This window comes from Mesorhizobium sp. WSM4806 (assembly GCF_055811635.1).
This window is the reverse complement of sequence record NZ_JBVVQZ010000003.1, coordinates 1-25,304: the sequence shown is the minus strand read 5'-3', so window position 1 is coordinate 25,304 and position 25,304 is coordinate 1. Positions and strand designations below refer to the sequence as shown.

Here is a 25,304-nt window from a genome sequence, read left to right as displayed (position 1 = left end):
TACCGGTTTTTCAAATGGGTCAGCTCGCCCATATAGGTCGGGACAGTTCAGCCAACCCTGGAGACCCGCCATGTCCATCCTTCTCGTCACATCCAGTCCGCGCGGCAATGCCTCGCATTCGACCCGCATCGCCACTGAACTTGCGGAAAAGCTGCTCGCCGCCGATCCTTCGGCCAAGCTGGTCGCACGCGATCTCGTGGCAAACCCGCTGCCGCACATCGATCCGGACTATTCGACCGGCATCTATACGCCCGCCGAGGCCCGCACCCAGCGCCAGGCCGAGGTCGTCGGCGTTTCCGACGGCGTGCTCGATGAACTGTTTGCGGCCGACACCATCATCCTGGCCACCGGATTCATCAATTTCGGCATCTCGTCGACGCTGAAATCCTGGGTCGACCACGTCTCCCGCACCGGCAAGACTTTCTCTTATGGCGAGAATGGCCCGAAGGGCCTCGTCACCGGCAAGAAGGTCTACATCGTCCTCGCCTCGGGCGGCATCTATTCGGAAGGCGCTGCCGTGCAGATGGACCACGCCATCCCTTACCTGCGCAGCGTGCTTGGCTTCATCGGCATGACCGACGTCGAAGTCATCCGCATCGAAGGCGTCGGCATGGGGCCGGATGCGGTCACTGCCGCTCTGGCCAAGGCATCAGCCAAGGTGGATGCCTTGGTGACATCGACCGTAAGCAAACAGGCTGCGGCGGCGTAGGCCGCCAGCCGTCGGCAACTTGAAATCAAAGGCAGGCGCCTGACAGGGCGCTTGCCTTGTTCGTTTCAAGATGCGCCGGAGACCGATCGGGTCTCACCCGAACATCTTCTCGCCCTGTTCGTCGACCAGCTGAATGCCCTTTTTGATCGAGATGTCGACAGCGTCGTCGAGCCCGGCAAAACGATCGGCGCGGATGAATTTGTGCTCCTTCATCACGCCGTCGATCTCCTTGGAAACCACGCCGCAGGTCTGGTATTGGCCTTCCGCCTTGTACGGCGTGGCGCTGATCAAAAATCCCTTGTGCTCGATCTGCTTTGCCGGTGCAGCACTCTTTGGCTCTCCCGCGTCGCCGCCGCCGCCGAAAAGACGTTTCAGAAAAGACATGAGCGCGCCCTCCAACGGCAATCATCCTGTATCACATAGCGTGGTGCAGGATGATTTCACTAGCGGTCCTTAGGCAAACGGGCAAGGCCCGCATCCGGCCTGGAAGTCAGTCGCGCGACAGCGCTTCGAGGGCTTCGGCCGCCCCTTTCAATATCGCGATCGCCTCGGCCTGTTTTTCAGCGGGCGCGTCGACAATGTCGCCGAGGGCTGCGCGTAGCCGGTGGCGCACGGCGCGGAATTCGTCGCGCTTTTCCGAACCGCCGCGGCCGCGACGTCCGCTATCCTCGCCATCGTCGTTCCAGCCGAACCAGTCACGCGCCTTTGCCATTTTGCGGCCGAAACGCTCGAGATGATCGAGCACATGGTCGATCATCTCGCGATTGTCATTGAGATGCGCCTGCCCTGCCTCGGTAATCGAAAACACCTTCTTGTTGCCTTCCGCCGACGAGACGGCATAGCCGGCCTCTTCCAGGAAGGTCAGCGTCGGATAGACCACGCCGGGGCTCGGGCTGTAGACGCCGCTGGTGCGTTCCTCCAGCGCCTTGATGATGTCATAGCCATGGCGCGGCGTCTCGGCCAGCAGCGACAGCGTGATCAGCTTGAGATCGCCGTCGGCCAGCATACGCCCGGCGCGGAACATGTCGCCCGGCCCGCCGCGCCCGCCGCCCCTCATGCCATGGCCGAATGGGCCGAAGCCGCCGCCACGACCGCCGAACTTGCCGGCCATATGCATGAAAACGCGCTCGGCATGCTCGCCGAAATGATGATGTCCGTGCATTGCCTGCTCCTTGAGTTATGTCTTACGATATATCTCAGTTATGCGGGTGAGGCCGTTGAGTCAAGATATATCTTACGATGTATCTGAGAACGGTGCCACCAGATTGATTTCGTCACAGAGCTTGGCTAATACCGGTTACCAGCGGCCCTTGCGCCGGTTCCAGGCATAGAGAAGATCGGCGAAGCGATCATAGGCATAGCGCGTCAATGGCAGCGCGGCGCGGTTGCCGAACAGCGCTGCCAGCCAGCCCTCGCCCGGCGTTCTCAGCCAGACGGCAATTGCGACGTCGGCGCCGACCAGCAGCCTGCCGTCCGCATCGGTTGCGTGCAGCCGGCGGCGGATGTCCTCCAGCGACACGCCGTATCCGGCCAGCGCCGCCGGTTCGGCATTGATGTCGCGAAACGCGATCCGCCCGGCCTTGATCGCCTCGACCAGCCGCCGCTTCTGCCTGACGATGCCGGCATCGCAAACCGGACAACGGGTATTGTACCAGATGGTCAGCAGAGGGTTGGGCATAGGTCTCGACACGCGCGTTGAAGTGCTGCGCTGACTATCCGGGAAACACCTTCGCCCCGCAACATTTCGGGCAAGCCACTTCGGCCAGCCACCTTCGAGCCAGATTGGCCGGGCGCCGTCAAGCGGCGCCTGACCGGTAGCTTGCGCGGGTCTATAGCCGCGCACGCCTCAGCCGAGCGAGGCGATGATTTCGCGATAGGCCAATTCCGGGAAAGCCTTGAGCGTCCGCGTCCTCACATTACCGCCTGTCGCCAGCATCAGCGAGAAACGAGCGAGCACCGCATCGTCGGGCGCTTCGACGACCGCCACCATGTCGCATTCGCCCATGGTGAGATAAAAAGCCTTGAACGAGCCGCCCATGTCTCCCAGCAGCTTCTTGGCGGCATCGAGCCGCTTCGGCGACTCGCGCACATTTCTGGCGCCCTGCTCGGTCCAGTTGATCAGCACGATATAGGTTGTCATGCACACCTCCCTCCGGAGGCCTCGGAGCGCGGCGTCACCGCCGGGGCGGGCATCCGGGTTTGTCGCCCAGAAAATGCATCCGACACCCGATTATCCTCCCACAGCCGGTATGCTGCAACAACAACCGCACCGTCCAGCGAGACAATCCCTGAACGAAAAAGGGCGCCGCAGCGCCCTTTAAATTGTTATTCGTTGCCCGGCATCAGCTGTCGAGGAAGCTCCGCAGCTTGCGCGAGCGGCTCGGGTGCTTGAGCTTGCGCAGCGCCTTGGCTTCGATCTGGCGGATGCGCTCACGGGTGACCGAGAACTGCTGGCCGACTTCCTCCAGCGTGTGGTCGGTGTTCATGCCGATGCCGAAGCGCATTCTGAGCACGCGCTCTTCACGCGGGGTGAGCGAAGCAAGCACCCGCGTCGTCGTCTCGCGCAGATTGGCCTGGATCGCCGCGTCGATCGGCAGGATCGCCATCTTGTCCTCGATGAAATCGCCGAGATGCGAATCCTCCTCGTCGCCGACCGGCGTTTCGAGCGAGATCGGTTCCTTGGCGATCTTCAGCACCTTGCGCACTTTTTCCAGCGGCATAGCGAGCTTTTCCGCCAGTTCCTCCGGCGTCGGCTCGCGGCCGATCTCGTGCAGCATCTGGCGCGAGGTGCGCACGATCTTGTTGATCGTCTCGATCATATGCACCGGAATGCGGATGGTGCGCGCCTGGTCGGCGATCGAGCGGGTGATCGCTTGCCGGATCCACCACGTCGCATAGGTCGAGAACTTGTAGCCGCGGCGATATTCAAATTTGTCGACCGCCTTCATCAGGCCGATATTGCCTTCCTGGATCAGATCGAGGAACTGCAGGCCGCGATTGGTGTATTTCTTGGCGATGGAAATGACGAGGCGCAGATTGGCCTCGACCATTTCCTTCTTGGCGATCGCGGCTTCGCGCTCGCCCTTCTGCACCTGGTTGACGATCCTGCGGAATTCCAGGATCGAGATCGCCGTTTCGGTGGCGAGGTTCTGGATCTCGGCGCGCAGGTCGCGGATCGCGTCCTTCTCGTTCTTGGTGAATTCCTTCCAGCCGCGCGAGGTCAGATTGCCGATCGAGCGCGTCCAGTTGGGATCGAGTTCCGAGCCCTGATACTCCTTCAGGAATTCCTCGCGGCGCACGCCATAGCTTTCGGCCAGCCGCAACAGCTTGCCTTCGTTCTGCACCAGGCGCTTGTTGATGTCGTAGAGCTGCTCGACCAATGCCTCGATGCGCGCCGTGTTCAGGGATAGCGACTTCACCGCCTTGATCAGCTGGTCCTTCAGCTCCTTCAGCCGGCGGTCCTGGCTGGGCGACAGCGTGCCGGCGGCAGCCAGCCGGTTCTCGACCTGCTGGTCCTGCAGCTTGCGCAACTTCTTGTAGGTGTCGGCGATGACGTCGAGCGTCTCCATCACCTGCGGGCGCAGCTCCGCTTCCATCGCCGCCAGCGACAGGCTGGCTTCGTCCTCGTCTTCCTCGTCGTCATCAGTCAGACCGCGCGTGTCGCCGCCGACATTGGTGATGTCGTCCTCGTCCTCGCGCGAACGGCGCGGCTTGTCGTCGGTCTTGGCTTCCTCGATCCGCTCGACCACCGGCGCCTGCTTGGCCTCCGGTCCGGCATAGGTCGCTTCGAGGTCGATGATCTCGCGCAAGAGGATCTTCGATTCGTTGAGCTCGTCACGCCAGATGATGATGGCCTGGAAGGTCAGCGGGCTTTCGCACAGGCCCGCGATCATCGTCTCGCGGCCAGCCTCGATGCGCTTGGCAATCGCGATTTCGCCCTCGCGCGACAGAAGCTCGACCGAGCCCATCTCGCGCAGATACATGCGAACCGGATCGTCGGTGCGATCGGTCGGCTCTTTCTTGGTGGTCGTCGCAGCAACGGCGGTACCGGTCTGCTCGGCCAGTTCGTTGGCGTCTTCCTCGGCGTCGGCAGCCGCGTCGGCGGCTTCGGGCTCCTCGCCCTGCTCGTCGTCCTCGACCACGTTGATGCCCATGTCGGAGAGCATGGCCATCGTGTCCTCGATCTGCTCGGAGGTGACTTCCTCCGAGGGCAGCACCGAATTCAGTTCGTCCATGGTGACATAGCCGCGCTTCTTGGCGGCCTTGATCATCTTCTTGACAGCATCGTCGGAAAGGTCGAGCAGAGGGCCATCGGTGGCGCCTTCGCGTTCGGTCTCGACCTCTTCCTTTTCTTTTGTCGCCATTCTTTATTTTCTCCAAGCGGCCAGGTATCTAGCCGCATAAGTATCAAGCCGCGTAAGCTGCCGTACCGGTTTATCAGATGCGCTCGCGCTAGAACGCGTTTCCCCGGGCCAGTAACTGCATCTCTCGTTAAGTCCAGATTAACCCTGGTATCTGTGGCAGGCTGACTGCCTGTCCAGTGACCGGTACCTCACATCGCTGCATTTCCGTCGACGCCGGCGCGGGTTAACGTTTCGAATCGTCCTGATTCCGTCATTCTGCCAGAAGGTCAAGCGCCTCTCGCATGATTCGCATGAAAAAAGCGAATCAATTACCCGACTTAAAGCGCCGCGGCTGATTCGGCGCACAAGCACGGTCTGCACTTTCACTCTTTCGTAAGCTTCGACCTACACCCGCCCGGCCCTGCCCGAAGACACGCCGAACCCTTCGATCAGCGCCTCCGTTGCCTGCACATCACGAAATTGCGCCTGGATGTCGACGAGATGCCGGTAATTTTCGTCCGTGGGATCGCTGGCGAGCGCCGCTTCTGCCTGTTTCAGCTCCTTATGTAATGTGCGCGCGCTACGCTGCAAGTGGAGCGCCTGGCTGAAGGCGTCGCGGGCATCGTCAAGTCCGGCTGTTTCCAGCGCCGGCCATTGCCGCGCCCGTTTGATCAGCGCCACCACGCGCGCCCAGATCTCGCCGCAGCCGGCACGTTCGATCGTCGCGATCACCGCGTTGCGGTCGTTGGCCATGTCATGCGCCATCGCATCGAGGATCGCCGCGTGCAATCGCTTCAGATCGGTGTTGGCGAGGTCGAGGAACTCGACATGCGCGAAATTCTCGTCGATCAGCGCCGGATGATTGACAAGAGCTGCGATGATCGTCGCCTCGCGCACCGACATCCCCTCGCTGCCGCGCTTGACCAGCGCCGAGCGGCCAAGGCTTTCGGTGATCGCGGTGCGTCCACCGGCATTGCCGCCGCGTGCGAACTGCCCGCCAGCAGCTGAGCCCTTGCCCTGAAAGCGCCCGCCGGACCGCCCATCTTGGCGCCCCCCTTGATAGGTTTGGCGCGCGCCGCGCTGGGCGCCGAAAAAGCTTAGCACTCGCTCGCGCATTTCCTGTTGGTAGTGATAGCGCAAGCTCTCGTCGCGGATGCGGCTGGTCAGTTCGCGCAGCGTTTTTTCCAGTTCCGCCCGTCGTTCCGGCGTGTCGAAGATGCCGCCGGCCGTTTCGCGCATCCACAAAAGGTCGGCCAGCGGCCGCGCCTCGGAAAGCACGGCGCCAAACGCGTCCGGCCCTTCGGCCTTGACCAGATCGTCGGGATCCTTGCCTTCGGGCAGAAGCGCAAAACGCACCGAGCGGCCTGCCTGGACCGCCGGCAGCGCCATGTCGGCGGCGCGCCATGCCGCCTTCAGTCCGGCCTGGTCGCCATCGAAGCACAGCACCGGCTCGCCGGCCATCCGCCACAGCAGTTCAAGCTGGTTTTCGGTCAGCGCGGTGCCGAGCGGCGCCACGACATTTTCGAAACCGGCCTGCGCCAGCGCGATCACGTCCATATAGCCCTCGACGGCAATCACCGTGCCGCCCTTGGCCAGCGCCCACTTTCCCAGCGCTTGGCGCGCTCGGGCGAAATTATAGAGCACGTTGCCCTTGTGGAAGAGCTCGGTGTCGGGCGAATTCATGTATTTGGCGAGCGCATCGGCTGCCAGCGCCCGCCCGCCAAAGGCGATTATCTTGCCTCTGGAGTCCGGGATCGGGAACATGATGCGGTCGCGGAACCAATCGTAGGAAACCGGAACGTCGTCGCCATGGCGCACCAGCCCGCATGCCTCGATATCGGCCTTGGGCACGCCCTTGGCGGCAAGATGCTCCTTCAGCGCATTGCGGCTATCGGGTGCATAGCCGAGCCGGAACGATTGCTGCGTCGCCGGCGTCAGCCCGCGGTCGCGCAGATAGGCGCGGGCTTTTGCGCCTTCCGGCCCCTGCAGCCGCTCCTGGAAGAAGACGGTCGCCATTTCCATGACTTCGGTCAGGCTGGCGCGTTCCTTTTCGCGCCGTTCCTCCTGGGCATCGCGCACCGGCATCGGCACCCCGGCCATGTCGGCGATCTTCTCGACCGCTTCGGGAAAGCTCATTCCGTCAAGTTCGGTGAGGAATTTGAAGTGGTCGCCCGAAACCGAGCAGCCGAAGCAATGATAGCGTCCCTTCTTGTCCTCGCAGTGGAAGGACGGGCTCTTCTCGCCATGGAAGGGACAGCACGCCCAATAATCGCCGCGTGGCGCATTGGTCTTCTTCCTGTCCCACGCCACGCGCTGGCCGATCACCGAGGAAATCGGCACGCGGTCGCGTATCTCGTCGAGGAAGGCAGGTGGAAAGCGCATCGGGAACGGCTCGTTTGCCTCCATATAATCACGCCGGCGAAACCCGACGACTCCTAATGCGAACCATACCCGGTTTTCACAGGGCAAAAAGAAGGCGGCCGTTGCAAGCCGCCTTCCTTCCTATCCGGCATTGTGCCGGTCGACGTTTTTGACGGTCAGTGCGCGGCAATCGCGCCGAAGATGATGCCGGAGACGACGCTGACCAAGAGATAGTCGTTGCCGACGCGGATCCATTCCTGGCCACGGCCCGGACGACGCAGGCCATAGTGGCGATAGTCGCGGACCGGCTGGTGGCGCCTCCAACTCGAATATCTCTGGCCGTTGCGCCAATGGTTCCTCTTGACGACGACTTTCTTCTTCACCACGACGCGCGTCTTGACGTGCCTGTCCGGCTTCTTCCAGTCGACCTGGCTGTAGGTCGACTGCGGTGCATTCGGCGCGTTCAGCGGCGCTGCCTGACCCTGCAGGGACGTCGCAGCCAGCATCGATACGGCGACTGCGGAAAGAATGATGCGTTTCATGACGGGGTACTCCTTGGTTGTCGATGCCCAAGCAATAGAGCCCGAAGAATGAACCGAAACTGAACACGCGGATTACGTTTTTGTAATGATTTCATGTATTTATAACATCTAACTCAACACTCGGCTCAAACCTGATCTGAAGCGGTCGTCGGCACTTGAGCGCGCGACCATCAAGAAGCCGGCCGGCGATGCAACCATTTTGCGATCCATCCATTTCCGACACGCCCTGTCGCGCAACAGCCGGCCGAATTGGGCAAAATTTATTATCCGGCTAAAAGTAATCGGAGTAGTATCGACCTTTGCAATGTCCTTGATTCGCCCCCTCTTTTGCGCCTTTGCCATCACGGCTCCCATATTGCTGGTGGCTGTCGGAATGCGAGCCTGACATGAGCGGTTCGGTCGTTTTGCTGCATCTTGCCGGCGCGGTGGCGCTGATGCTGTTTGCCACCCGCTTGGTGAAGACAGGTGTCGAGCGCGCCTATGGCGATGTGCTGCGCCACAAGCTGCGCGCCACCATGCGCAATCCTTTCATGGCGGTTCTGGCCGGCTGCGGCCTGGCGATCGCCCTGCAAAGCTCCACTGCCGTCACCTTGCTGGTCGGGTCCTTCGCCGGCGCCGGCATCGTCAGCGGTATATCGGGCCAGCTTGCCGTGCGCGGCGCCGAGATCGGCTCGGCGCTGGTGGTCAAGCTGCTCACCTTCGACCTGTCGCTGCTGGTGCCGGTCTGTCTTGTCGCCGGCACCGTCATGTTCATGGCCACCGAGCGGCGCGACTGGCGCCAGTTCGGCCGCATCCTGGTCGGCATCGGCCTGCTGGTGTTGTCGCTGGAAATGATCGGCCAGGCCTCGGAGCCGCTGCGCCAGAGCACGCTGATGCCGGTCGTCGTCGATTACTTCTCCGGCGACCCGGTCACCGCCTATCTGCTGGCGGCGCTGGTCACCTGGCTGTTCCATTCCTCGATCGCCGCGGTCCTTTTGATGGTGACGCTCGCCGGCCGCGGCTTCATCCCGCCCGAACTCGGCATCGTGCTGGTGCTCGGCGTCAATCTGGGTTCGTCGATCATCGCGCCGCTGCTCACCCGCAATGCGGAGCCGGGCGTGCGTGTCGTACCGATCGGCAATCTCCTGATGCGCGGCATGGGCTCGCTGGCCATGCTTATCCTGTTCCTGTGGTTGAAGCCGCCGGTCGCCTTTCTCGGCGCCACCGTGCCCGACCAGATCGTCAACGCCCACATCCTCTTCAACATCCTGATCCTGGTTGCCGGCCTGCCGCTGGCCGGCCTTGTCTACCGCGTTTCGGAAAAGATCGTGGCGCTCGGCACCAAACCGGCGCCGGCAGAAGCCCTCGACGTCGTCGAGTTGTCCGCGCTCAACGACAGCGCCCTTGATGTGCCGAGCCAGGCGCTGGCCAACGCCACCCGTGAGGTGGTGCGGGTCTGCGAGACGGTCGAGATCATGCTGAAGCGCATCATCGAGCTCTATGAAAGCGCCGACGCCGACAAGATCAAGGCGCTGGCCGCGCTCGACGACCGCGTCGACAAGAAACATGCGTCGATAAAGCTCTATCTGGCCAAGGTCACCAGGAACCCGCTGAGCGAGGACGAGGCGCTACGCTGCCAGGAGTTGATCGGCGCCTGCGTCAAGCTCGAACAGGTCGGCGACATCATCGTGCGCAACATGCTGGTGCATGTCAGGAAAAAGCTTGAGCGCGGGCTGGAGTTCACGCCCGAGGGTTGGCGCGAGCTTAGCGGCTTCCACGCTTCGGTGCTCGCCAACGCGCGGCTTGCCTTCAACGTGCTGGTCTCGCGCGATCCGGAGACCGCCCGCCAGCTGGTGCTGGAAAAGGATCGGCTGCGCGACCGCGAGAAGGAGACCAGCGCCAGCCATTTCGTGCGGCTGCGCGACGGCACCGCCAAGAGCGTCGAGACCAGTTCCATCCATCTCGACACTATCCGCGACCTGAAGCAGATCAATTCGCTGCTTGCCTCGATAGCCTACCCCGTGCTCGAGGAACGCGGCCTGCTCACCGGCTCGCGGCTGAAGGCCGGATAAATTGGGCCCAGCGCGGGAATTGCCTGGAGCCCGCGCGCGAAAATTAGTCTTTGCTAACCCTTCCGTCTGTCGGCTAGAGCATTTTTCAGCCAACCGTCTTCGCTTGGCGCCGGACAACACGCGTCAAGCAAAGACCTGGAGCGCGGTTTTGGTTCCACCAGAACGCAAGGCGCTCTAAGGATCGCTTAAAATCCGCCGGGAGAAAGTCTATGGATACCCATTCGCGCAGTTTCGCCAAGGCGCTTTCCTGGCGCGTCACCGGCACGGTCGACACGATAATCATTTCGCTCATCGTGACGGGCAGCATCAAGCTCGCTGCGGCCATCGGCGTGACCGAGGTCATCACCAAATCGCTGCTCTACTATTTTCACGAGCGGGCATGGTTGAAAATCCCCTACGGAAGGAAGACGACGACCGTCTAGCCTTGTGCGGCCGGAGCTTGGCTGAACCGATGAAGAAAACCTAAAGCGGCGTCGAGAATTTCTCGATTGCCCGCCGCTCTCGTCCGTGATTTGAGCCATCTCGTTCAAGGATCGCCTTCCCACGCCATGCTTCCCCTCATCGCCCTGTTCATCGCTGCGTTCGCATTCGGCACCACCGAGTTCGTCATCGCCGGCGTGCTGCCGCAGGTGGCGGACGGCCTTGGCGTCTCCATCCCAACCGCCGGCTACCTCGTCTCCGGCTACGCCGGCGGCATCGCGATCGGCGGACCGCTGTTGACGCTCGCCACCAAGACGCTTTCCCGCAAGGCGTTGCTGCTTAGCCTTGCCGCAGCCTTCACCATCGGCCAGGCCGCCTGCGCCCTTGCGCCCGACTTCGCCTCCATGTTGCTGTTGCGGATTGCAGTGGCCGTGGCGCACGGCGCCTATTTCGGCGTCGCGATGGTGGTTGCGGTCGGCCTGGTCCGCCAGGATCAGCGTGGAATGGCCGTGGCGCTCATCCTGTCGGGCCTCACGGTCTCCAATGTCATCGGCGTGCCGGCCGGCACGGCGATTGGCAATATTTGGGGGTGGCGCGCGACGTTCTGGGTGATGTGCGCGCTTGGTGTGGTTTCCATCGCCGCCATGGCCGCCCTCCTGCCGCGCCGGACGGGATCGTCGCGCCGGCCCGTCAGTTTCGGCAGCGAGGTCCGCGTGCTCGCACGCCAGCAGGTTTGGACGTCGCTAATCCTCATGCTGATGCTGATGATCGGCCAGTTCGGCCTGTTCACCTACATCACGCCGACGCTGCTTGAAGTCACCGGCCTCGGCGAGGGCCTGGTGCCCTGGGTGCTGCTGCTCAACGGTGTCGGCGCGACGATCGGCGTCTTTCTTGGCGGGCGGCTCGCCGACTGGAAACTGATGCCGTCGCTCATCACCATGCTTTTCATGCAGGCGGTGACACTTGCCGTCATTTACACCGCCAGCCCGTACCCGGTGCCGATGGTCGTTGCGATCACTATCTGGGGTGGTCTCAGCTTTGCCATCGGCACCCCGATCCAGACCCGTATCCTGACCTGGACGGCGGACGCCTCCAATCTCGCCTCATCGCTTATCCCGGCCGGCTTCAATGTCGGCATCGCGCTGGCCGCCTCGCTCGGCGCCGCCATGCTCAATGCCGGTTATGGCTATCGCAGCCTGCCGGTGGTTGGCGCCATGGCCATGCTGGTCGCCGTGGCGGTCGCGCTCGCCTCACATATCTGGGAGTGGCGCCGAAACACGATGCCGCCGCTGCCGGCCGCTGCCGAATAGTCGGCAGGCGCTACAGGTCGATGCGATAGCGCAGGCTTTCGGCGCCGCCATAGGCAGCGTCCTCGAAGAATCGCCCGACGAGCCGTCCGCCATTGGCCAGGACCACCTTCTGCGAGGCGAGATTACCCGGCTTGGCGGTGATCTCGACGAAGGGCAGGCCGAGCGCCCTCGCCTCGCCGAGCATCAGCCTCACTGCCTCTGTCGCATGGCCGCGCCGCCGCTTCCATGGCACTACGGCATAGCCGATGTGGCCGAGCACATGTGGCGGCAGCTCGGCGGTGCCGCGCTGCCAGCGAAGGCCGATCGAGCCGGCGACTTCGCCGTCCCAGATCCAGCGCCGGAATCCCGGCAGGCGCGGCACGTTCGTCCCATCAAGCAAGGTGATCGGACCACCCTTGGCATCGGGGTCGTCGAGATCGGCGAGGACGGCCGTTGGATTCTTTTCGATGGCCGCAAGCTGCTCGCGCGTCGCCTCCATTAGCCGTACATTGTCCGGCGACCAGCCGCGCTCAAGGGCGGCCTTGTACGACGGCAGATGTTCAAGCGCCGGTTTGACGAGTTCAACCATGACGTACGATCGCTCCGCTGCCGCCCTCGGATTCTGAAGTTGATCTTCAGGGGCGGCTTTCTAAAATCAAATGTCATCGATTGGGTCCACCTACTTTGGAGTGAACACAATGGCCGACCACAGGTCCGAGAAGTCGGCAAAGGCCGCCGCCGAGCGGGGCGCGGCAACCAAACCGCGCAAGGCGATGCCGAAGCCGCAGTCCGGGAAGGAAGCGAAGCCGGCACTCCTCGCAGGCGGCAACCCCCAGATCGCGAAGGCCGAAGGTGACGCCCCGGTGCAGGCCTACATCGCGGCCATGTTGGGCTGGAAAAGCGATGTCGGGCGCCGCCTCGACGCAATCATCGTGCGCACCGTCCCCGGCGTGCACAAGGCCGTCAAATGGAACTCGCCGTTTTACGGCATCGAAGGCCAGGGCTGGTTCCTGTCGTTTCATGTCTTCACCCGCTACGTCAAAGTGACCTTCTTCCGGGGCACGTCACTGCGTCCTGTTCCTCCCGGCGAGTCCAGGCACAAGGACGTGCGCTACCTCGACATTTATGAGGACCAGCTCGACGAAGCCCAGTTCGCCGCCTGGGTGAAGCAAGCCAGCCAATTGCCAGGCGAGCGACTGTGAGATGCATCACGAATTAGCCAAGGGCGTCTGCAAACACCTCATTCAGGCGTGCAAACGCGGTGGGCTCGTCTGGCGCATGGGCCGGATTAACTTCTGTGACGGTCAGGCCGCGCCATTGCTGCAGGGCGGTCAACTGCTTTAGCACGAAGGCGGCTTGCTCCAGTTTGAGACCGTCGCAACGGCGCACATTCTCAGCAATCGGGAAATCGATAAAGGAGAGCACATCGGCATCGAAGTGAATAAGCACACAGTCAAAGCGCGCCGCCCATTCGGCCGCGCGCGCCGCCGCCGCCTCGATATCAATCAAAGCTTCCTCACGCGAAATGACCTTGATCGCGTGATCTCTGATCGCGGCGGCTTCAGGCGGAGTGATATTCTCGACGCCGAAATAGAGAAGTTGCTGAGGCACGAGCATCGGACGCGTTGGGCCGAGCCCCGCGAGCGAAGGCTCGCATCCCGGGATGTTGAGCAGATGGGCGACACCAGTCCAGTCCAAGGCGCCGTCGCTCGTGTCAGGTGTGTTGAGATCGGCGTCAAAGTCCATGTAGACGAGTCCGATCCGCGCGCCGGCCGTGTTCGCCCCGGCGACCGTGCCCAACTCCACGGTACAATCGCCGCCCAAAACAAGCACGTCTTCCTGCGCCGAAATCGCCGTCGCCACGTGGCTTGCGACCAAGTCACAGGCCCCGCGCACGGCCTCCAGGTTCATGGCCTGCGGCCGCGAAGAGTCCGGTCGCCACCGGAACGATGCAACATCGCTATGATCCCTGATGGTTCTGCCTCGGCTCGCGAGCGCCTCTGCGAGCCCATGGCGCCGAAACGCCGCGGGGGCTTGTTCCTGCCCTGGCGAATAGGCGCCGGCGCTGGTGGCGGCGCCGAAAATGTTCAACAAACGCGCCGCCAAATCGAAGCTCCATTTTTCGTCATGATCCTGGTTGCAAAACGGGTCTGGAGCGACGAAGGTTCCTCCTCGACGTCGAGAGTTTGTTGCTCGCGCCGGAACGGCAAACGGCTCGCCGCATCGATGCGTACGCCAGACGCCGGACGTCGAACGTTCACAAAGCCACTGGGACCAATCATGACCAAAGCGACAACAGCCATGAAGAAGGGCGACTCGACGGAGGGAGCAGGAGGAGACACCCCCTCTCAATTGATAGATGCGAGAATCAATGAGCTGAGCGATTGGCGGGGCGAGATGCTCGCTCGGATCCGAACCCTCATCAAGCAGGTCGATCCCGAAGTGGTCGAGGAGTGGAAGTGGAGAGGGGTTCCGGTGTGGGAACACGCCGGAATTATCTGCACCGGTGAGACCTACAAGAATGTCGTGAAAATGACTTTCGCCAGGGGCGCCACGCTGGAGGACCCATCTGGCCTCTTCAACTCCAGCCTCGAAGGCAACACCAGGCGCGCCATCGACATCCATGAGGGCGACAAGATCGATGAAGAGGCGTTGAAGGCGCTCATTCGCGCCGCCGTGGCACTGAACCTGTCGGTGCGAGCTGCCGCCCGCCCCGCCCGCTCTCAGAAACCGAAGAGCGCCTGAGAATCAATCATATGCGGCCAGGGCTGGCTCCTCGCTGTCGCCTCCTCCAATGCCTTACGAGCTCGCTGCAGCGGCAAAATCCTACTGCAGCAGTCCCTTGACGATGCCGCTCGCCTTGGAGAAATCCATCTGGCCGGCGTATTTCTCCTTGAGCACGGCCATAACCTTGCCCATGTCCTTGACGCTGCTGGCGCCGGTCTCGGCGATGGCGGTGCGGATCGCCGTTTCGGTCTCTGCCTGGCCCAGTTGCGTCGGCAGGAAATCGCGGATGATGGCCATCTCATCGCGCTCCTGCGCGGCAAGCTCCGGCCGCTTGCCGTCGTCGAAAGCCTTGGCCGACTCTTCGCGCTGCTTCACCATCTTGGCCAGTATCTGCAGGATCTCGTCGTCGCTGGCCGGCTCCTTGCCGGCGCCGCGATTGGCGATGTCGCGATCGTGAATGGCCGCCTGGATCAGCCGCAATGTCGGCAGCCGGCGCTTGTCCTGCGCCTTCATCGCGGTCTTCAGGGATTCGGCGATTTTGCCGCGCATGATGCTTTCTCCTTCGAATGCGACGGACAATAGCCGTGCCGAAAGCCCAAGGCAAATTCGACGCCGCCCGGCAAACCGCTGATATTGTTCGACGAAATAAATCGCGCCTGCGGGCGTAGCGTCATTGACCGCTCTGGCGCCTTCCCCTATGTACTGGGCCTTGCATGAACTGAGTTTTTGTTGCGCGCGCTGGCTGCGAAATCGCCGCTGCGCGCGGTTTGCTGCGCAGAATGGTTCGCCGGACCGATTGAAGGGCGCAGCCTTTAGGAGTGCCGCCATGGCAACGATGACCGCCGCGTCGACCCCCACTTGGGCCACCGAGAAGCCGACCGCCTTGCTGGTGCTGGCCGACGGCACCGTCATCGAGGGCCGCGGCCTTGGCGCCACTGGCTCCGCCGTCGCCGAAGTCTGCTTCAACACCGCGCTGACAGGCTATCAGGAAATCCTCACCGACCCGTCCTATGCCGGCCAGATCGTCACATTCACCTTTCCGCATATCGGCAATATCGGCACCAATGACGAGGACATCGAGGATCTCAACCCGGTTGCCCGGGCCGGCGCCGTCGGCGCCGTGTTCAAGGCCGACGTCACCAATCCGTCCAGCTATCGCGCCGCTTCTGGTCTCGACCAATGGCTGAAGAAACGTGGCATCGTGGCGCTTTCGGGCATCGACACCCGCGCGCTGACCGCGCTGATCCGCGAAAAGGGCATGCCCAACGCCGTCATCGCGCACGCGCCCGACGGCATCTTCGACATCGAGGAGCTGAAGCGCCGCGCCGCTGCGTGGTCCGGCCTGATCGGGCTTGACCTGGCCAAGGACGTCACTTCCGGCCAGTCCTCGATCTGGCGCGAGACGCCCTGGGTCTGGGACGAGGGCTTTGGCGAACAGACCGATCCGTCCATGCATGTCGTCGCCATCGACTACGGCGTAAAACGCAACATATTGCGCCTGCTTGCCGGCCTGGGCGCCAAGGTCACCGTGGTGCCGGCCAACACCGGCGCCGAGGATATCCTGGCCATGCGGCCCGACGGCATCTTTCTCTCCAACGGTCCCGGCGACCCGGAAGCCACCGGCGACTATGCCGTTCCGGTCATCCAGGACTTGCTAAAGACCGACATCCCGGTCTTCGGCATCTGCCTCGGCCACCAGATGCTGGCGCTGGCGCTTGGCGGCAGGACCGCCAAAATGCATCAAGGCCATCACGGCGCCAATCATCCGGTCAAGGATCACACCACCGGCAAGGTTGAGATCGTCTCGATGAACCACGGCTTTGCCGTCGATGCCGGCTCGTTGCCCACGGGCGTCGAAGAAACCCATGTCTCGCTGTTCGACGGCTCGAACTGCGGCATCACCCTGACTGGCAGGCCGGTGTTTTCGGTCCAGCATCATCCCGAAGCCTCGCCGGGCCCGCAGGACTCGCATTATCTGTTCCGCCGCTTCGTCAATCTCATCCGCGAAAAGCGCGGCGAGCCGGCGCTGGCGGAGCGCGCCTGATTCAGGTTCGCACCGTCGCCGTCGTGACGTCCCTCACCGCGCTCGGCTTCTCGACCCTGAGCACAAACGCGATCAGCGACAAAGCAAGAAAGATACCGCCGAGCACAAAGGGCGCGCCGCCGAACGTCACCGGCGCGCTCGGCCCGGTGAACCAGGCGAAGATTCCCGTATAAAGCAGCGGCGTTATGATGCTGGTGATCGAAAACACGCTCGTCATCGCACCTTGCAGTTCGCCTTGCGCGGAGGGCGGCACCTTGGCCGCCGCCAGGCTCCGCAGCGGCGGATCGGCCAGCGCCTCGAGGCAGGTCGCCACGATCACCGCATAGATCATCCAGCCCTTCCACGCCGCGGCATAGCCGAAGGCGGCGAGCGCGGTAAAAGCAAGGCCGATGGCGGCGGTCCGCCATTCGCCGAGCCGTGGGATGACGCGCGGCAGGACAAAACCCATCACCAACGCCCCGCCAAGGCCGAAGACGCCGAGTGAGAAGCCGATCTGCTGTTCGCTCCAGCCGTAGCGGTAACTGCCGACGAACGACCACACGGCAGGGTACATCATGTGACCGAGCGTCATCAGGAAGAACACCAGGCCGATCCAGCCGATCCCCTTGTAATTGCGCATCTGCTTCAGGGCGCCGAGAGGATTGGCGCGGCGCCATTCGAAGCGGCGCCGGTGATGCTGCTCCAGCGTTTCCGGCAGGAAGAACCAGCCGACGATGAAGTTGATCAGAGCAAGCACCGCCGCGCCCCAGAACGGCACGCGCGGCCCGAATTCGCCGAGCAACCCGCCCAGCACCGGGCCGATGACGAAACCGACGCCGAAGGCGATGCCAAGCAGGCCGAAATTCTTCGCCCTGTTCTCGTCGGTGCTGACATCGGCGATGAAGGCGGAGGCGGTCGAATAGCTGGCGCCGCTGATGCCGGCCAGCACCCGGCCGATGAACAGGACCCAATAGGACCAGGCCACCGCGCAGATCAGATTGTCGACGGCGAAGGTCAGCACCGAGGCCAGCAGGATCGGACGACGGCCGAAGCGGTCGCTGAGATTGCCGACCAGCGGCGCGAACAGGAACTGCATGGCCGCATAGACGAAGAACAGCCAGCCGCCTTCGATCGCCGCTTCGCTGACCCCGACGCCGGTCAGTTCCTGCAGATAGGCCGGCAGCACCGGCATGATGATGCCGATGCCGGTGATGTCGAGCAGCAGCGTGGTGAAAACAAGCGCAAGGCCCCGCCTGGCGGTTTTGGCTTCGATCATGACGGTATCGACTCCTGGAGCCGCCTCGCAGCGAAGGTGGAAAGCTCGTTATAGGCGAGCAAGCCCCACAGAACAATAAGGGAACAGGCCAGGAATTTTCATCCTGACATCAACTGTCGATATGAGCGCGGCTGCACCGCCGCCCCTTTCAACGCCATTTCAACGAGAGCCCAAACACCTCAGATCGGGGTGTTGAACGTATCGCAGTCCGACAGCTTGCCGCTCTTGTAGCCGCGTGCCAGCCAGGTTTGACGCTGCTGCGAGGTGCCATGGTTGAAGCTTTCCGGCACGACATAGCCCTGCATCTTCTTCTGCATCGTGTCGTCGCCGATCTGCTGGGCGGCGTTCAGCGCCTCGTCCATGTCGCCCTGTTCCAGAATGCCTTTCTGCCCGGTGAAATGCGCCCAGACGCCGGCGAAGCAATCCGCCTGGAGCTCGACCTGCACCGACATGTGGTTGGCCTCGGCCTCGCCCATCTGCTGCCGCATCTGGTTGAACTTGGGCAGGATGCCGGTGAGGTTCTGGACATGGTGGCCGACCTCATGCGCGATCACATAGGCTTGGGCAAAATCGCCCGAAGCGCCGAATTGCTGGTCGAGCTGCTGGAAGAAGGTGGTGTCGAGATAGACCTTGCGGTCGCCGGGGCAGTAGAACGGGCCGGCCGCGGACGAGGCGAAGCCGCAAGCCGAACGGATCTGCCCGCTGAACAGGACCAGCTTGGGGTCCTCGTAGGTCAGGCCCTCGGCCCGGAAAATGCCGGTCCAGGTGTCCTCGGTCTCGGCCAGGACAGTCGAAACGAACTGCTTCATCTCGTCGGAGGCGGGTGCCCCGGTGCCACCGCCCTGTTCTCCGCTGTTGTCGGTGATCTGACCGCCGCCACCCGGCACCAAGCCGCCACCGGCCAGGATCTGAAGCGGGTCGATGCCGATGGCCTTCAGCCCGAAATAGAGGACCACGAGAATGATGATGGTCGACAGCGACATTCCGCCGCCGGAGCGGCCGCCGATCGGGATGCGGAGACGGCCGGGGCCGCCGCGCGGCAGGTTGAGCCCGCCGCCCTGGCCGCGTTGGTCCTCGACATTGTCACTTTGACGACGACCTTTCCAGAGCATGGCAACTCCCCGCGATGCACGTATCGGTACCTTGCCGATCTCATGGCCCGATCCGACCCAACAAACAATTATCCCAATGGTTGCGCCAAGTCACAGTATTTTTCGCATGACGGGCCCGCCGGCTCTGGGGTCAGTCCGTGCACGACACCCGCGGCTGAGAGCCCTGCCGGCGCTTTTTTTGGTCTTGGACTTGGTCAGTCACGCTCAGATCTTCTGCTTGGTGCCCGCGCTCTTGCCGTCCGAGCTTTTCGAGCGCTCCTCGAAGCGGGCCCCGCCCTTCTTGAGCGGGCGTCCAGTATCCGCTTCGGTCTTGCGTTCGTCCTTCGCCGCAGCCTGCTTCAATCCCTTGGCCGCTTGCTTGCCCTTCGCTGTCGGTGCCTGTTCAACGCCCATCGTATCCTCCTCGGTCTCGCGCCAATTGCTGGCACGATCTCAAACGCCGCGGCAGCGCGGCGGTTCCGGCAGGACTGTCGGCCGCGTCCGCATCTTGGCCACCGTCGGCTGGGCGACGCCGAGCCGCGCCGCGATGTCGACCGGGCCTCGTTGCCGTTCTCGATCAGGTCGGCGACAAGCTGCATATAATCTTTGAGCAGCGCACGGCGCCGCGCTTCGCCGCGTCGGCTGAGGGTTTTCTCGACCATGCATTGAGTGAGCTCGTGGGGCTGCGCGACAATTCGGTCAATCGCGCTATCTTCTCACGCGACATGACCAGAATTGCCGAAGCCAGAAAATTCTACGCGCGACTGATGGCTGCCAATGCAGGTTCGGCCGATCCGCGTCTCGAGGACGTGTTCGCCGCGGTGCCGCGCGAAGCTTTTCTCGGGCCCGGGCCGTGGACGGTCGTCGCCGGCAACGGCAAGGTAGAAACGCCGAGCGCCGATCCTGTTCACATCTATCAGAACGTGCTGGTGTCGCTCGACGCCGAAAAGGGCATCAACAATGGCGAGCCGTTCCTGCATGCCATGTGGATCGGCAAGGTGGCGCCAAAACCCGGCGAGGCCGTCACTCATGTCGGCGCCGGCACCGGCTATTACACAGCTCTGCTGGCAAAACTGGTTTCGCCGGGCGGCGCAGTCACCGCTTTCGAACTGGATTCCAGTCTCGCCGAACGTGCGATCAAGAATCTCGAAGCCTACGGCAATGTGACCGCCATCCATGGCGATGCGGTCGTCGGCGGCCTGCCACCGTCCGACATCATCTATGTCAATGCCGGCGTTGCGGCACCCCCAGCCGAATGGCTGAAGGCGCTGAAGCCCGGCGGCCGCATGGTCTTTCCGTGGCGTCCGGCCGAGCGCATTGGCCTCGCGGTGATGGTGACACGCACGGATAAGGGGTTTGCCTGCGATCCGTTCATGCGATCATGGTTTATCCCTTGCATCGGCGCCTCGGCGGCCTCGACAAAAATCGACCGCGACAAGGCGGCACGCAGCCGAAAGATCTGGCTGACGGCCGACAAGGCACCGGACCGCACCGCCACCGCCGTCATCGGCGACGTCTGGTTCTCGTCGCAAAGTGTTGGCGGCAGGCGGTCGCAATGACGTCGCCGCGTCGAGGCGTCCCGTGCTTGCCGCTCGATATGCGCCGGGGACCCAGAAATTTTCCGGCCCTGTCGGGCAGGCTTCCGCTCGCACGTCCTTTGGCCGAAATTCGGCGGCAACGGCACGGATAATGAAAGGGAGAATCCAATGAGGAAGATCACCACTGCGACATTCGTCAGCCTCGACGGCGTCATGCAAGCGCCCGGTGGGCCGCAAGAAGACCCGCTCGGCGGCTTCGAATTCGGTGGCTGGACGTTCCATTACTGGGACGACGTCGGGGGCGCCTTTATTGGTGAGACCTTCGCAAAACCCTTCGCGCTGCTCCTCGGCCGCAAGACCTACGACATCTTCGCCGCGCATTGGCCGTACCAGAAAGACGATCCGATCGCCGACCGTTTCAACGCCGTCACCAAATATGTGGCCACCCACCGGCCCGACACGCTGTCGTGGCAAAACAGCCAGTCGCTTGGCGACGACGTCGTGGCTACCCTGCGCCAGCTCAAGCAGGAGGATGGGCCGGGCTTGCTCATCCAGGGATCGAGCGAACTCGTCCAGACCTTGCTCGCCAACGACCTGATCGACGAGATCAGCCTGCTGACCTTCCCGCTGGTACTGGGCAAGGGCAAGCGGCTGTTTGGCAGCGGCGCAATCCCGGCGGCTTTCAAGCTGAACCGCTCACAGGCATCGACCACCGGCGTCATCATAGCGAGCTATGAACGCGCCGGTGAGATCAAGACTGGATCCTTCGCCCAGCAACAGCCGTCCGAAGCCGAGATCGAGAGGCGCCGGACCTGGAAGTAGTGTGGGGTTACAGGACCTGAGTTCCTTGCTCGGAACCCAAATTCTGCCCGGCAGCGCGATGAGGACAGCGCCACGCTTCCGCGATCTTCCTTTACTCCGCCGGCATGGCCACCGCCCGGGCGGCCCGGTGGCCGGCCAGCATGACGCCAAGACCCAGGATCGGGAACACCGCTGCGATCAGGCCGAGATCAGCCGGCGCGCCATAGCGCAGCACCGCGCCGCCGACGACGGCGCCCAGCGCCACGCCGAGATAGAGCGCCGAAGCGTTGAGCGACAGCACGATGGGCGCTGCGTCGGGCGCCAGCCTGATGATGCGGCTGGCCTGCGCCGGCGGGAAGGCCCAGCCGACGATGCCCCACGGCACCATCATGGCCATCAGCGCCGGCCCGGCGATGCTGTGCGGCAGGAAGGCCGGGATGACCGAAAGCATCACCAGCATGACCGCACTCAGCGCCAGCGACCAAGTGACGGTGCGCGTCGCACCGAAGCGGTCGGCCGCCTGCCCGCCGGCGATGTTGCCGATGACGGCGCCGACACCGAACGCAAGCAGCATGCCGGGCAGCGCGATCGGGCTCAAGCCGCCGCCTTCGATGGCTAGCGGCGCGACAAAGGCAAAGACCGTGAAGGCGCCGGTGAGCGCCAAAAGTGTAGTCAGCAGGATCGACGGCACGCCGGGGCGAAGCGTTGCGGCCAGCCGCTGCCTGAGCGGCAGCTTGGTGCCGACGATGCCGCGCGGCAGCCGGTACCACAGGATTGCGCCGGCCAGTGCGCCGAGCCCGGCGATGGCAAAGAACGTGCCGCGCCAGCCCGCAACCGTCGCGACAAGCGCGCCGAGGGGTGCGCCGACCGCCACCGCCACCGTAGTGCCGCCGACGACGACGGCAATGGCGCGGGCGCGGTGATGATCATCGACAAGCGCCACGGCCGTCCCCTGCGCCGTCGCCGCAAACAGGCCGGACGACAGCGCCATGACGATGCGCGCGATCAGCAGCAGTTCGAAGGAGGAACTGAGCGCCGCCGCCAGGTTGCCCAGCACGAAAAACACCAGCGTCCACAAGATGACGCGTCGCCGGTCCCATTCGCCGGTCAGCGTCGCCAGGATCGGCGCGCCGAGCGCATAGGCGAGCGCGAAGGCGGTGATCAGCGTCCCGGCGAGCGAGACCGAGATGCCGGCATCCCCCGCGATGTCAGGCAGCAGGCTGGAGATGACGAAGCCTTCGGTCGCGATCGTGAATGATCCGAGCGCAAGCCAGAAGAGGCGCTTGTCCATGGTGAAATCCTTAGTTCAAAAGTCATTGAACAATTGTACATAATGGCGCATGTTGTCAATGAGCCGCCCGAGAATAGCCGAACCCTGCTGACAGCCCCATGTCAGGACAAGGTAGCGGGAGGTGGAAACTGAGGGCATCCACCAGGAGGAGATGCGTTGAAATCGGCCCTGATTGCGCTTAGTTCTCCGGCATGACGCTGCCCCACCCCACCGCCGACCAGATCAGCCTGCCGAACGTGCTTGCCGTGCTCGGCGATCCCACCCGGCTGGCCATCGTGCGCTATCTCGCCAGCAAGGAGGGCGTGCCGCTGAATTGCAGCCAGTTCCTCGATCTCGGCTCAAAGACCAATCTCAGTTACCACCTGGCCAAATTGCGCGAGGCCGGCGTCACCCGCACCGAGGTCGTCGGCACCAGCCGGCTGATCACGCTGCGCCGCGACGATCTCAATGCACGCTTTCCGGGGCTGCTCGATAGCGTCATTGCCGCAGCCGTCGACGACCCAGCTCTGCCCGCGGTCGGCGCCTCCGAGATTGAAGTTCGCGCCTAGCCTAGCAGGACTTGGGTTCCTCGCCCCGCATAGCGGGGGAGAGGTGGCCGCGAAGCGGTCGGAGAGGGGGGCCTCTGAAGTGGCACACCAGGGGAAAGTTGTCTAAAAGCATTCGGAATCACGTCGGCGCAGTCCCCCTCTCCGTCTCGGCTTCGCCGAGCCACCTCTCCCCCACTTTGGTGGGGGCGAGGAACCCAAGTCCTGTAGGGTCCGCTCTTCCCCTGCCAGTCATTCGTCAACTCACGGAGCTTCCCATGCGCATTGCCGTTCTCGCCGATATCCACGGCAACATCCTCGCCCTGGACGCCGTGCTCGACGATCTGCGCCAGCGCGGTGGTGCTGACCTCATCCTCAATCTCGGCGATTGCGTCTCCGGCCCGCTCTGGCCGCGCGAAACCATGGAGCGGCTTGAAGCGCTCGCCCTGCCGACAGTTCGCGGCAACCACGACCGCCGCGTCGCCCGCGATACCGCGGATGAAGCCATGTGGCCGTCCGACCGCTATGCGCAGGAACGGCTGACATCGGTCCAGCGCGAGGCACTGTTGGCCTTGCCGCTCACGCTGGAGATCGCCCCAGCCGTGACCGCCTTTCATGCCCGACCCGACCATGACGAAAAATACCTTACCGATACGATGGCCGACGGCCGGCTGGCGCGCGCGCCGCTCGTCGCCATCAAGCGGCGGCTGGCCACGCTCGATCCCGCTTGCCGCATCGTGCTGTGTGGCCACAGCCACCGCAGCGAACTGATCCGTATCCCCGACGGCCCGGTGGTCTTCAATCCGGGCAGCATCGGCTGCCCCGCTTATGGTGACGACACGCCACCGGCGCATGTCTCCGAGCAAGGCTCTCCGCATGCACGCTACGGCATCGTCGAATTGGGTGGGCCGGGCCGCTCCGACCGCTTCGACGCCATCGCCGTCGACTATGACCATGAGGCGGCAGCGCGGCAGGCCGAACAGGCGGGGCGGCCGGAATGGGCCTACGCACTGCGCACCGGATTTATGTCCGACTGAACGCAACGAGTTCATACCCCAGGCATGAACGCGGAACGCGTTCATGCCGCACGCTGAGCTTGCTCATGCCGCGGACCGAACACCATTCCCCGGCCGCATTTTCCGGCTTACATAGCGCCATGTCGTCGCTTATAAAATCGTCCTGGAATGCGGCGGCGATTCTGTGCCCGGCCGCGCCTCGGAAATGCTTATATCGCCCACGGCCAAAATGATGAGGCGCACAGTTACGCTCCGAACGACGCTGCTGATTGCCGCCCCTCTCCTGCTGACGGCGCTGCTGCCGGCCAGGGCCGAGGAGGCGCCTTTCGTCTCCATCGTGACCGACCTTGCTCCGGGCGATCTCCTGAACGTCCGCGCCACGGCATCGGCGATGGGCAAGATCAAGGCTCGGCTGCCGAATGGCACGAGCGTCAACAATCTCGGCTGCAACGACGTCAATGGCTATCGTTGGTGCAAGGTCGCAGAAATTGACAACCCGCAACTGGCGGGATGGGCTCCCGCGCGCTACCTGAACCCCGAGAATCCGGCGGCAGTTGCGGAGGTGGATATCGAAGCGACCGGCGAAAGCACGGCCGCTGCAGCCGGCGACTCGAACCCGGCAACTGCAGATCAGCCACCGCCGGACCTGACGGCGCGCCTGGATGCGACCGGTCGCGAACCCACGATGACTGCCGTTGAGGCAATCGGCAGAGTGGCCATCGAGGATGCTTACCGCCTGGCGCTTTTTGCCAGCGAAAATCCTTCGGCCGGCGAGAAGCAGGCGCCCGCGGCAGCGGACAAGCCCATCCGCAATCGCGCCGCCAATGCGGCGCCTCCGGCCAACGCGCAAACCGTTGCGCGGCTGCAGCCGCCAGGCAGGCCCGCGCCGGCGCTGGGTGCCCGCAACGAGATTCCTTGCGCGCGCCATGTCGGCCAGCCGATGACCAGCTGCAAGGCAGGCGTTGTCCACACGGGCGACAAAGCCGAGATCACCGTGACCTGGCCCGATGGCGGCACCCGGGTCATCAGATTCCAGGCCGGTCGGCCCGCCGGCTCGAACGCGTCAGGTGAATTCCGCTACACCCGCGAGGGCGGCCTGAACATCATCCGTGTCGGCGTTGCCGAACGATTCGAGATTACCGACGCCCTGGCGCTGGGGAATGAGTGGCTAAGGGGAATAAGGCAGTAGGGCAGTAGGGCAATATGTTTAAGGGCGCTCGAACCCCTGCCCTACTGCCCTACTGCCCTACTGCCCTACTGCCCTACTGCCCTACTGCCCTACTGCCCTACTGCCCTACTGCC

The 25,304-nt window shown here is 63.5% G+C and carries 26 protein-coding genes and 1 pseudogene; 12 read left to right on the top strand and 15 right to left on the bottom strand.

What is annotated here, in order from left to right; translation table 11 throughout:
- Positions 1-70 precede the first annotated feature (70 nt).
- Positions 71-709, top strand: a complete 639-nt coding sequence (locus AC0L2M_RS05625; protein ID WP_023799745.1) for an FMN-dependent NADH-azoreductase — start codon at positions 71-73, stop codon at positions 707-709.
- Between the two features lie 93 nt (positions 710-802).
- On the opposite strand, the gene AC0L2M_RS05620 is transcribed toward AC0L2M_RS05625, so the two are convergent.
- The 7 genes from AC0L2M_RS05620 to AC0L2M_RS05590 form a co-directional block, all read right to left on the bottom strand.
- On the bottom strand, positions 803-1,093 hold the full coding sequence (locus AC0L2M_RS05620) for an HlyU family transcriptional regulator (protein WP_023799746.1): 291 nt from the start codon (positions 1,091-1,093) through the stop codon (positions 803-805).
- Between the two features lie 106 nt (positions 1,094-1,199).
- Positions 1,200-1,871 carry a PadR family transcriptional regulator gene (locus AC0L2M_RS05615; protein ID WP_473534292.1) on the bottom strand — a complete coding sequence of 224 codons (672 nt, stop codon included), beginning with the start codon at positions 1,869-1,871 and terminating at the stop codon, positions 1,200-1,202.
- Positions 1,872-2,006: 135 nt separating this feature from the next.
- Positions 2,007-2,387, bottom strand: coding sequence for a thiol-disulfide oxidoreductase DCC family protein (locus AC0L2M_RS05610; RefSeq protein ID WP_473534291.1), 381 nt, complete (start codon positions 2,385-2,387; stop codon positions 2,007-2,009).
- A 168-nt stretch (positions 2,388-2,555) separates the two neighbouring features.
- Positions 2,556-2,849: a GYD domain-containing protein gene (locus tag AC0L2M_RS05605; RefSeq protein ID WP_023799749.1), complete on the bottom strand. Its 294-nt coding sequence runs from the start codon at positions 2,847-2,849 to the stop codon at positions 2,556-2,558.
- Positions 2,850-3,051: 202 nt separating this feature from the next.
- Positions 3,052-5,073, bottom strand: a complete 2,022-nt coding sequence (gene rpoD / locus AC0L2M_RS05600) for an RNA polymerase sigma factor RpoD (RefSeq protein ID WP_023799750.1) — start codon at positions 5,071-5,073, stop codon at positions 3,052-3,054.
- 384 nt (positions 5,074-5,457) lie between these two features.
- Positions 5,458-7,434 (bottom strand): DNA primase, encoded by a 1,977-nt coding sequence (gene dnaG, locus AC0L2M_RS05595; protein ID WP_473534290.1) that lies wholly within the window; start codon positions 7,432-7,434, stop codon positions 5,458-5,460.
- Positions 7,435-7,589: 155 nt separating this feature from the next.
- Complete coding sequence (locus tag AC0L2M_RS05590) at positions 7,590-7,955, bottom strand: RcnB family protein (protein ID WP_023799752.1); 366 nt, start codon at positions 7,953-7,955, stop codon at positions 7,590-7,592.
- 386 nt (positions 7,956-8,341) lie between these two features.
- Between AC0L2M_RS05590 and AC0L2M_RS05585 the strand changes: the two genes are divergently transcribed.
- From AC0L2M_RS05585 to AC0L2M_RS05575, 3 genes are all read left to right on the top strand, one after another.
- Entirely contained in the window at positions 8,342-10,006 is a 1,665-nt protein-coding gene (locus AC0L2M_RS05585; protein WP_023799754.1) for a Na/Pi cotransporter family protein, read from the top strand.
- A 209-nt stretch (positions 10,007-10,215) separates the two neighbouring features.
- Positions 10,216-10,428 (top strand): DUF2061 domain-containing protein, encoded by a 213-nt coding sequence (locus AC0L2M_RS05580; protein ID WP_023799755.1) that lies wholly within the window; start codon positions 10,216-10,218, stop codon positions 10,426-10,428.
- Between the two features lie 126 nt (positions 10,429-10,554).
- On the top strand, positions 10,555-11,736 hold the full coding sequence (locus AC0L2M_RS05575) for an MFS transporter (protein ID WP_473534289.1): 1,182 nt from the start codon (positions 10,555-10,557) through the stop codon (positions 11,734-11,736).
- A 10-nt stretch (positions 11,737-11,746) separates the two neighbouring features.
- Here the strand turns inward: AC0L2M_RS05575 and AC0L2M_RS05570 are convergent, their stop codons facing one another.
- The gene (locus tag AC0L2M_RS05570; RefSeq protein ID WP_473534288.1) at positions 11,747-12,304 is read right to left on the bottom strand and encodes a GNAT family N-acetyltransferase; all 558 of its coding nucleotides are present in this window, start codon (positions 12,302-12,304) and stop codon (positions 11,747-11,749) included.
- Between the two features lie 184 nt (positions 12,305-12,488).
- Between AC0L2M_RS05570 and AC0L2M_RS05565 the strand changes: the two genes are divergently transcribed.
- Positions 12,489-12,917, top strand: coding sequence for a DUF1801 domain-containing protein (locus AC0L2M_RS05565; protein WP_473534485.1), 429 nt, complete (start codon positions 12,489-12,491; stop codon positions 12,915-12,917).
- 13 nt (positions 12,918-12,930) lie between these two features.
- Here AC0L2M_RS05565 and AC0L2M_RS05560 read toward each other — a convergent pair whose 3' ends face one another.
- Positions 12,931-13,821 carry an arginase family protein gene (locus AC0L2M_RS05560; RefSeq protein WP_473534287.1) on the bottom strand — a complete coding sequence of 297 codons (891 nt, stop codon included), beginning with the start codon at positions 13,819-13,821 and terminating at the stop codon, positions 12,931-12,933.
- Between the two features lie 174 nt (positions 13,822-13,995).
- Here AC0L2M_RS05560 and AC0L2M_RS05555 point away from each other — a divergent pair, with 174 nt between their 5' ends.
- On the top strand, positions 13,996-14,460 hold the full coding sequence (locus AC0L2M_RS05555; protein ID WP_473534286.1) for a DUF1801 domain-containing protein: 465 nt from the start codon (positions 13,996-13,998) through the stop codon (positions 14,458-14,460).
- A gap of 81 nt (positions 14,461-14,541) precedes the next feature.
- Here the strand turns inward: AC0L2M_RS05555 and AC0L2M_RS05550 are convergent, their stop codons facing one another.
- A complete protein-coding gene (locus AC0L2M_RS05550; protein ID WP_473534285.1) occupies positions 14,542-14,991 on the bottom strand; it encodes a GatB/YqeY domain-containing protein in 450 nt (149 codons plus the stop codon).
- A 277-nt stretch (positions 14,992-15,268) separates the two neighbouring features.
- Here AC0L2M_RS05550 and carA point away from each other — a divergent pair, with 277 nt between their 5' ends.
- On the top strand, positions 15,269-16,486 hold the full coding sequence (gene carA, locus AC0L2M_RS05545) for a glutamine-hydrolyzing carbamoyl-phosphate synthase small subunit (protein WP_473534284.1): 1,218 nt from the start codon (positions 15,269-15,271) through the stop codon (positions 16,484-16,486).
- A gap of 1 nt (position 16,487) precedes the next feature.
- On the opposite strand, the gene AC0L2M_RS05540 is transcribed toward carA, so the two are convergent.
- The 4 genes and pseudogenes from AC0L2M_RS05540 to AC0L2M_RS05525 all read right to left on the bottom strand — a co-directional run.
- Positions 16,488-17,741: a TCR/Tet family MFS transporter gene (locus AC0L2M_RS05540; RefSeq protein ID WP_128247800.1), complete on the bottom strand. Its 1,254-nt coding sequence runs from the start codon at positions 17,739-17,741 to the stop codon at positions 16,488-16,490.
- Between the two features lie 179 nt (positions 17,742-17,920).
- Positions 17,921-18,853 carry a KPN_02809 family neutral zinc metallopeptidase gene (ypfJ, locus tag AC0L2M_RS05535; protein WP_023799764.1) on the bottom strand — a complete coding sequence of 311 codons (933 nt, stop codon included), beginning with the start codon at positions 18,851-18,853 and terminating at the stop codon, positions 17,921-17,923.
- A 204-nt stretch (positions 18,854-19,057) separates the two neighbouring features.
- The gene (locus AC0L2M_RS05530) at positions 19,058-19,246 is read right to left on the bottom strand and encodes a hypothetical protein (protein ID WP_023799765.1); all 189 of its coding nucleotides are present in this window, start codon (positions 19,244-19,246) and stop codon (positions 19,058-19,060) included.
- An 81-nt stretch (positions 19,247-19,327) separates the two neighbouring features.
- Positions 19,328-19,464 (bottom strand): annotated as a pseudogene (locus tag AC0L2M_RS05525) (manganese-binding transcriptional regulator MntR); the annotation flags it as partial.
- 93 nt (positions 19,465-19,557) lie between these two features.
- Between AC0L2M_RS05525 and AC0L2M_RS05520 the strand changes: the two are divergent.
- Together AC0L2M_RS05520 and AC0L2M_RS05515 are read left to right on the top strand one after the other, a co-directional pair.
- Complete coding sequence (locus AC0L2M_RS05520) at positions 19,558-20,391, top strand: protein-L-isoaspartate O-methyltransferase family protein (RefSeq protein WP_236387360.1); 834 nt, start codon at positions 19,558-19,560, stop codon at positions 20,389-20,391.
- 147 nt (positions 20,392-20,538) lie between these two features.
- Positions 20,539-21,192 carry a dihydrofolate reductase family protein gene (locus AC0L2M_RS05515; RefSeq protein ID WP_473534283.1) on the top strand — a complete coding sequence of 218 codons (654 nt, stop codon included), beginning with the start codon at positions 20,539-20,541 and terminating at the stop codon, positions 21,190-21,192.
- 91 nt (positions 21,193-21,283) lie between these two features.
- Here AC0L2M_RS05515 and AC0L2M_RS05510 read toward each other — a convergent pair whose 3' ends face one another.
- Positions 21,284-22,462 carry an MFS transporter gene (locus AC0L2M_RS05510; RefSeq protein ID WP_473481496.1) on the bottom strand — a complete coding sequence of 393 codons (1,179 nt, stop codon included), beginning with the start codon at positions 22,460-22,462 and terminating at the stop codon, positions 21,284-21,286.
- Between the two features lie 191 nt (positions 22,463-22,653).
- Here AC0L2M_RS05510 and AC0L2M_RS05505 point away from each other — a divergent pair, with 191 nt between their 5' ends.
- The 3 genes from AC0L2M_RS05505 (at position 22,654) to AC0L2M_RS05495 (ending at position 25,191) form a co-directional block, all read left to right on the top strand.
- Positions 22,654-23,010, top strand: a complete 357-nt coding sequence (locus AC0L2M_RS05505; RefSeq protein WP_027151146.1) for an ArsR/SmtB family transcription factor — start codon at positions 22,654-22,656, stop codon at positions 23,008-23,010.
- A 254-nt stretch (positions 23,011-23,264) separates the two neighbouring features.
- Entirely contained in the window at positions 23,265-24,023 is a 759-nt protein-coding gene (locus tag AC0L2M_RS05500; protein ID WP_473534282.1) for a metallophosphoesterase family protein, read from the top strand.
- 370 nt (positions 24,024-24,393) lie between these two features.
- Positions 24,394-25,191: an SH3 domain-containing protein gene (locus tag AC0L2M_RS05495; RefSeq protein WP_473534281.1), complete on the top strand. Its 798-nt coding sequence runs from the start codon at positions 24,394-24,396 to the stop codon at positions 25,189-25,191.
- Positions 25,192-25,304 lie beyond the last annotated feature (113 nt).

Excerpts from the sequence above, each read along its gene's own strand:
- AC0L2M_RS05625 (WP_023799745.1), top strand. The coding sequence starts at position 71 with ATGTCCATCCTTCTCGTCACATCCAGTCCGCGCGGCAATGCCTCGCAT.
- AC0L2M_RS05620 (WP_023799746.1), bottom strand. The coding sequence starts at position 1,093 with ATGTCTTTTCTGAAACGTCTTTTCGGCGGCGGCGGCGACGCGGGAGAG.
- AC0L2M_RS05615 (WP_473534292.1), bottom strand. The coding sequence starts at position 1,871 with ATGCACGGACATCATCATTTCGGCGAGCATGCCGAGCGCGTTTTCATG.
- AC0L2M_RS05610 (WP_473534291.1), bottom strand. The coding sequence starts at position 2,387 with ATGCCCAACCCTCTGCTGACCATCTGGTACAATACCCGTTGTCCGGTT.
- AC0L2M_RS05605 (WP_023799749.1), bottom strand. The coding sequence starts at position 2,849 with ATGACAACCTATATCGTGCTGATCAACTGGACCGAGCAGGGCGCCAGA.
- rpoD (WP_023799750.1), bottom strand. The coding sequence starts at position 5,073 with ATGGCGACAAAAGAAAAGGAAGAGGTCGAGACCGAACGCGAAGGCGCC.
- dnaG (WP_473534290.1), bottom strand. The coding sequence starts at position 7,434 with ATGCGCTTTCCACCTGCCTTCCTCGACGAGATACGCGACCGCGTGCCG.
- AC0L2M_RS05590 (WP_023799752.1), bottom strand. The coding sequence starts at position 7,955 with ATGAAACGCATCATTCTTTCCGCAGTCGCCGTATCGATGCTGGCTGCG.
- AC0L2M_RS05585 (WP_023799754.1), top strand. The coding sequence starts at position 8,342 with ATGAGCGGTTCGGTCGTTTTGCTGCATCTTGCCGGCGCGGTGGCGCTG.
- AC0L2M_RS05580 (WP_023799755.1), top strand. The coding sequence starts at position 10,216 with ATGGATACCCATTCGCGCAGTTTCGCCAAGGCGCTTTCCTGGCGCGTC.
- AC0L2M_RS05575 (WP_473534289.1), top strand. The coding sequence starts at position 10,555 with ATGCTTCCCCTCATCGCCCTGTTCATCGCTGCGTTCGCATTCGGCACC.
- AC0L2M_RS05570 (WP_473534288.1), bottom strand. The coding sequence starts at position 12,304 with ATGGTTGAACTCGTCAAACCGGCGCTTGAACATCTGCCGTCGTACAAG.
- AC0L2M_RS05565 (WP_473534485.1), top strand. The coding sequence starts at position 12,489 with ATGCCGAAGCCGCAGTCCGGGAAGGAAGCGAAGCCGGCACTCCTCGCA.
- AC0L2M_RS05555 (WP_473534286.1), top strand. The coding sequence starts at position 13,996 with ATGACCAAAGCGACAACAGCCATGAAGAAGGGCGACTCGACGGAGGGA.
- AC0L2M_RS05550 (WP_473534285.1), bottom strand. The coding sequence starts at position 14,991 with ATGCGCGGCAAAATCGCCGAATCCCTGAAGACCGCGATGAAGGCGCAG.
- carA (WP_473534284.1), top strand. The coding sequence starts at position 15,269 with ATGGCAACGATGACCGCCGCGTCGACCCCCACTTGGGCCACCGAGAAG.
- AC0L2M_RS05540 (WP_128247800.1), bottom strand. The coding sequence starts at position 17,741 with ATGATCGAAGCCAAAACCGCCAGGCGGGGCCTTGCGCTTGTTTTCACC.
- ypfJ (WP_023799764.1), bottom strand. The coding sequence starts at position 18,853 with ATGCTCTGGAAAGGTCGTCGTCAAAGTGACAATGTCGAGGACCAACGC.
- AC0L2M_RS05530 (WP_023799765.1), bottom strand. The coding sequence starts at position 19,246 with ATGGGCGTTGAACAGGCACCGACAGCGAAGGGCAAGCAAGCGGCCAAG.
- AC0L2M_RS05520 (WP_236387360.1), top strand. The coding sequence starts at position 19,558 with ATGACCAGAATTGCCGAAGCCAGAAAATTCTACGCGCGACTGATGGCT.
- AC0L2M_RS05515 (WP_473534283.1), top strand. The coding sequence starts at position 20,539 with ATGAGGAAGATCACCACTGCGACATTCGTCAGCCTCGACGGCGTCATG.
- AC0L2M_RS05510 (WP_473481496.1), bottom strand. The coding sequence starts at position 22,462 with ATGGACAAGCGCCTCTTCTGGCTTGCGCTCGGATCATTCACGATCGCG.
- AC0L2M_RS05505 (WP_027151146.1), top strand. The coding sequence starts at position 22,654 with ATGACGCTGCCCCACCCCACCGCCGACCAGATCAGCCTGCCGAACGTG.
- AC0L2M_RS05500 (WP_473534282.1), top strand. The coding sequence starts at position 23,265 with ATGCGCATTGCCGTTCTCGCCGATATCCACGGCAACATCCTCGCCCTG.
- AC0L2M_RS05495 (WP_473534281.1), top strand. The coding sequence starts at position 24,394 with ATGGGCAAGATCAAGGCTCGGCTGCCGAATGGCACGAGCGTCAACAAT.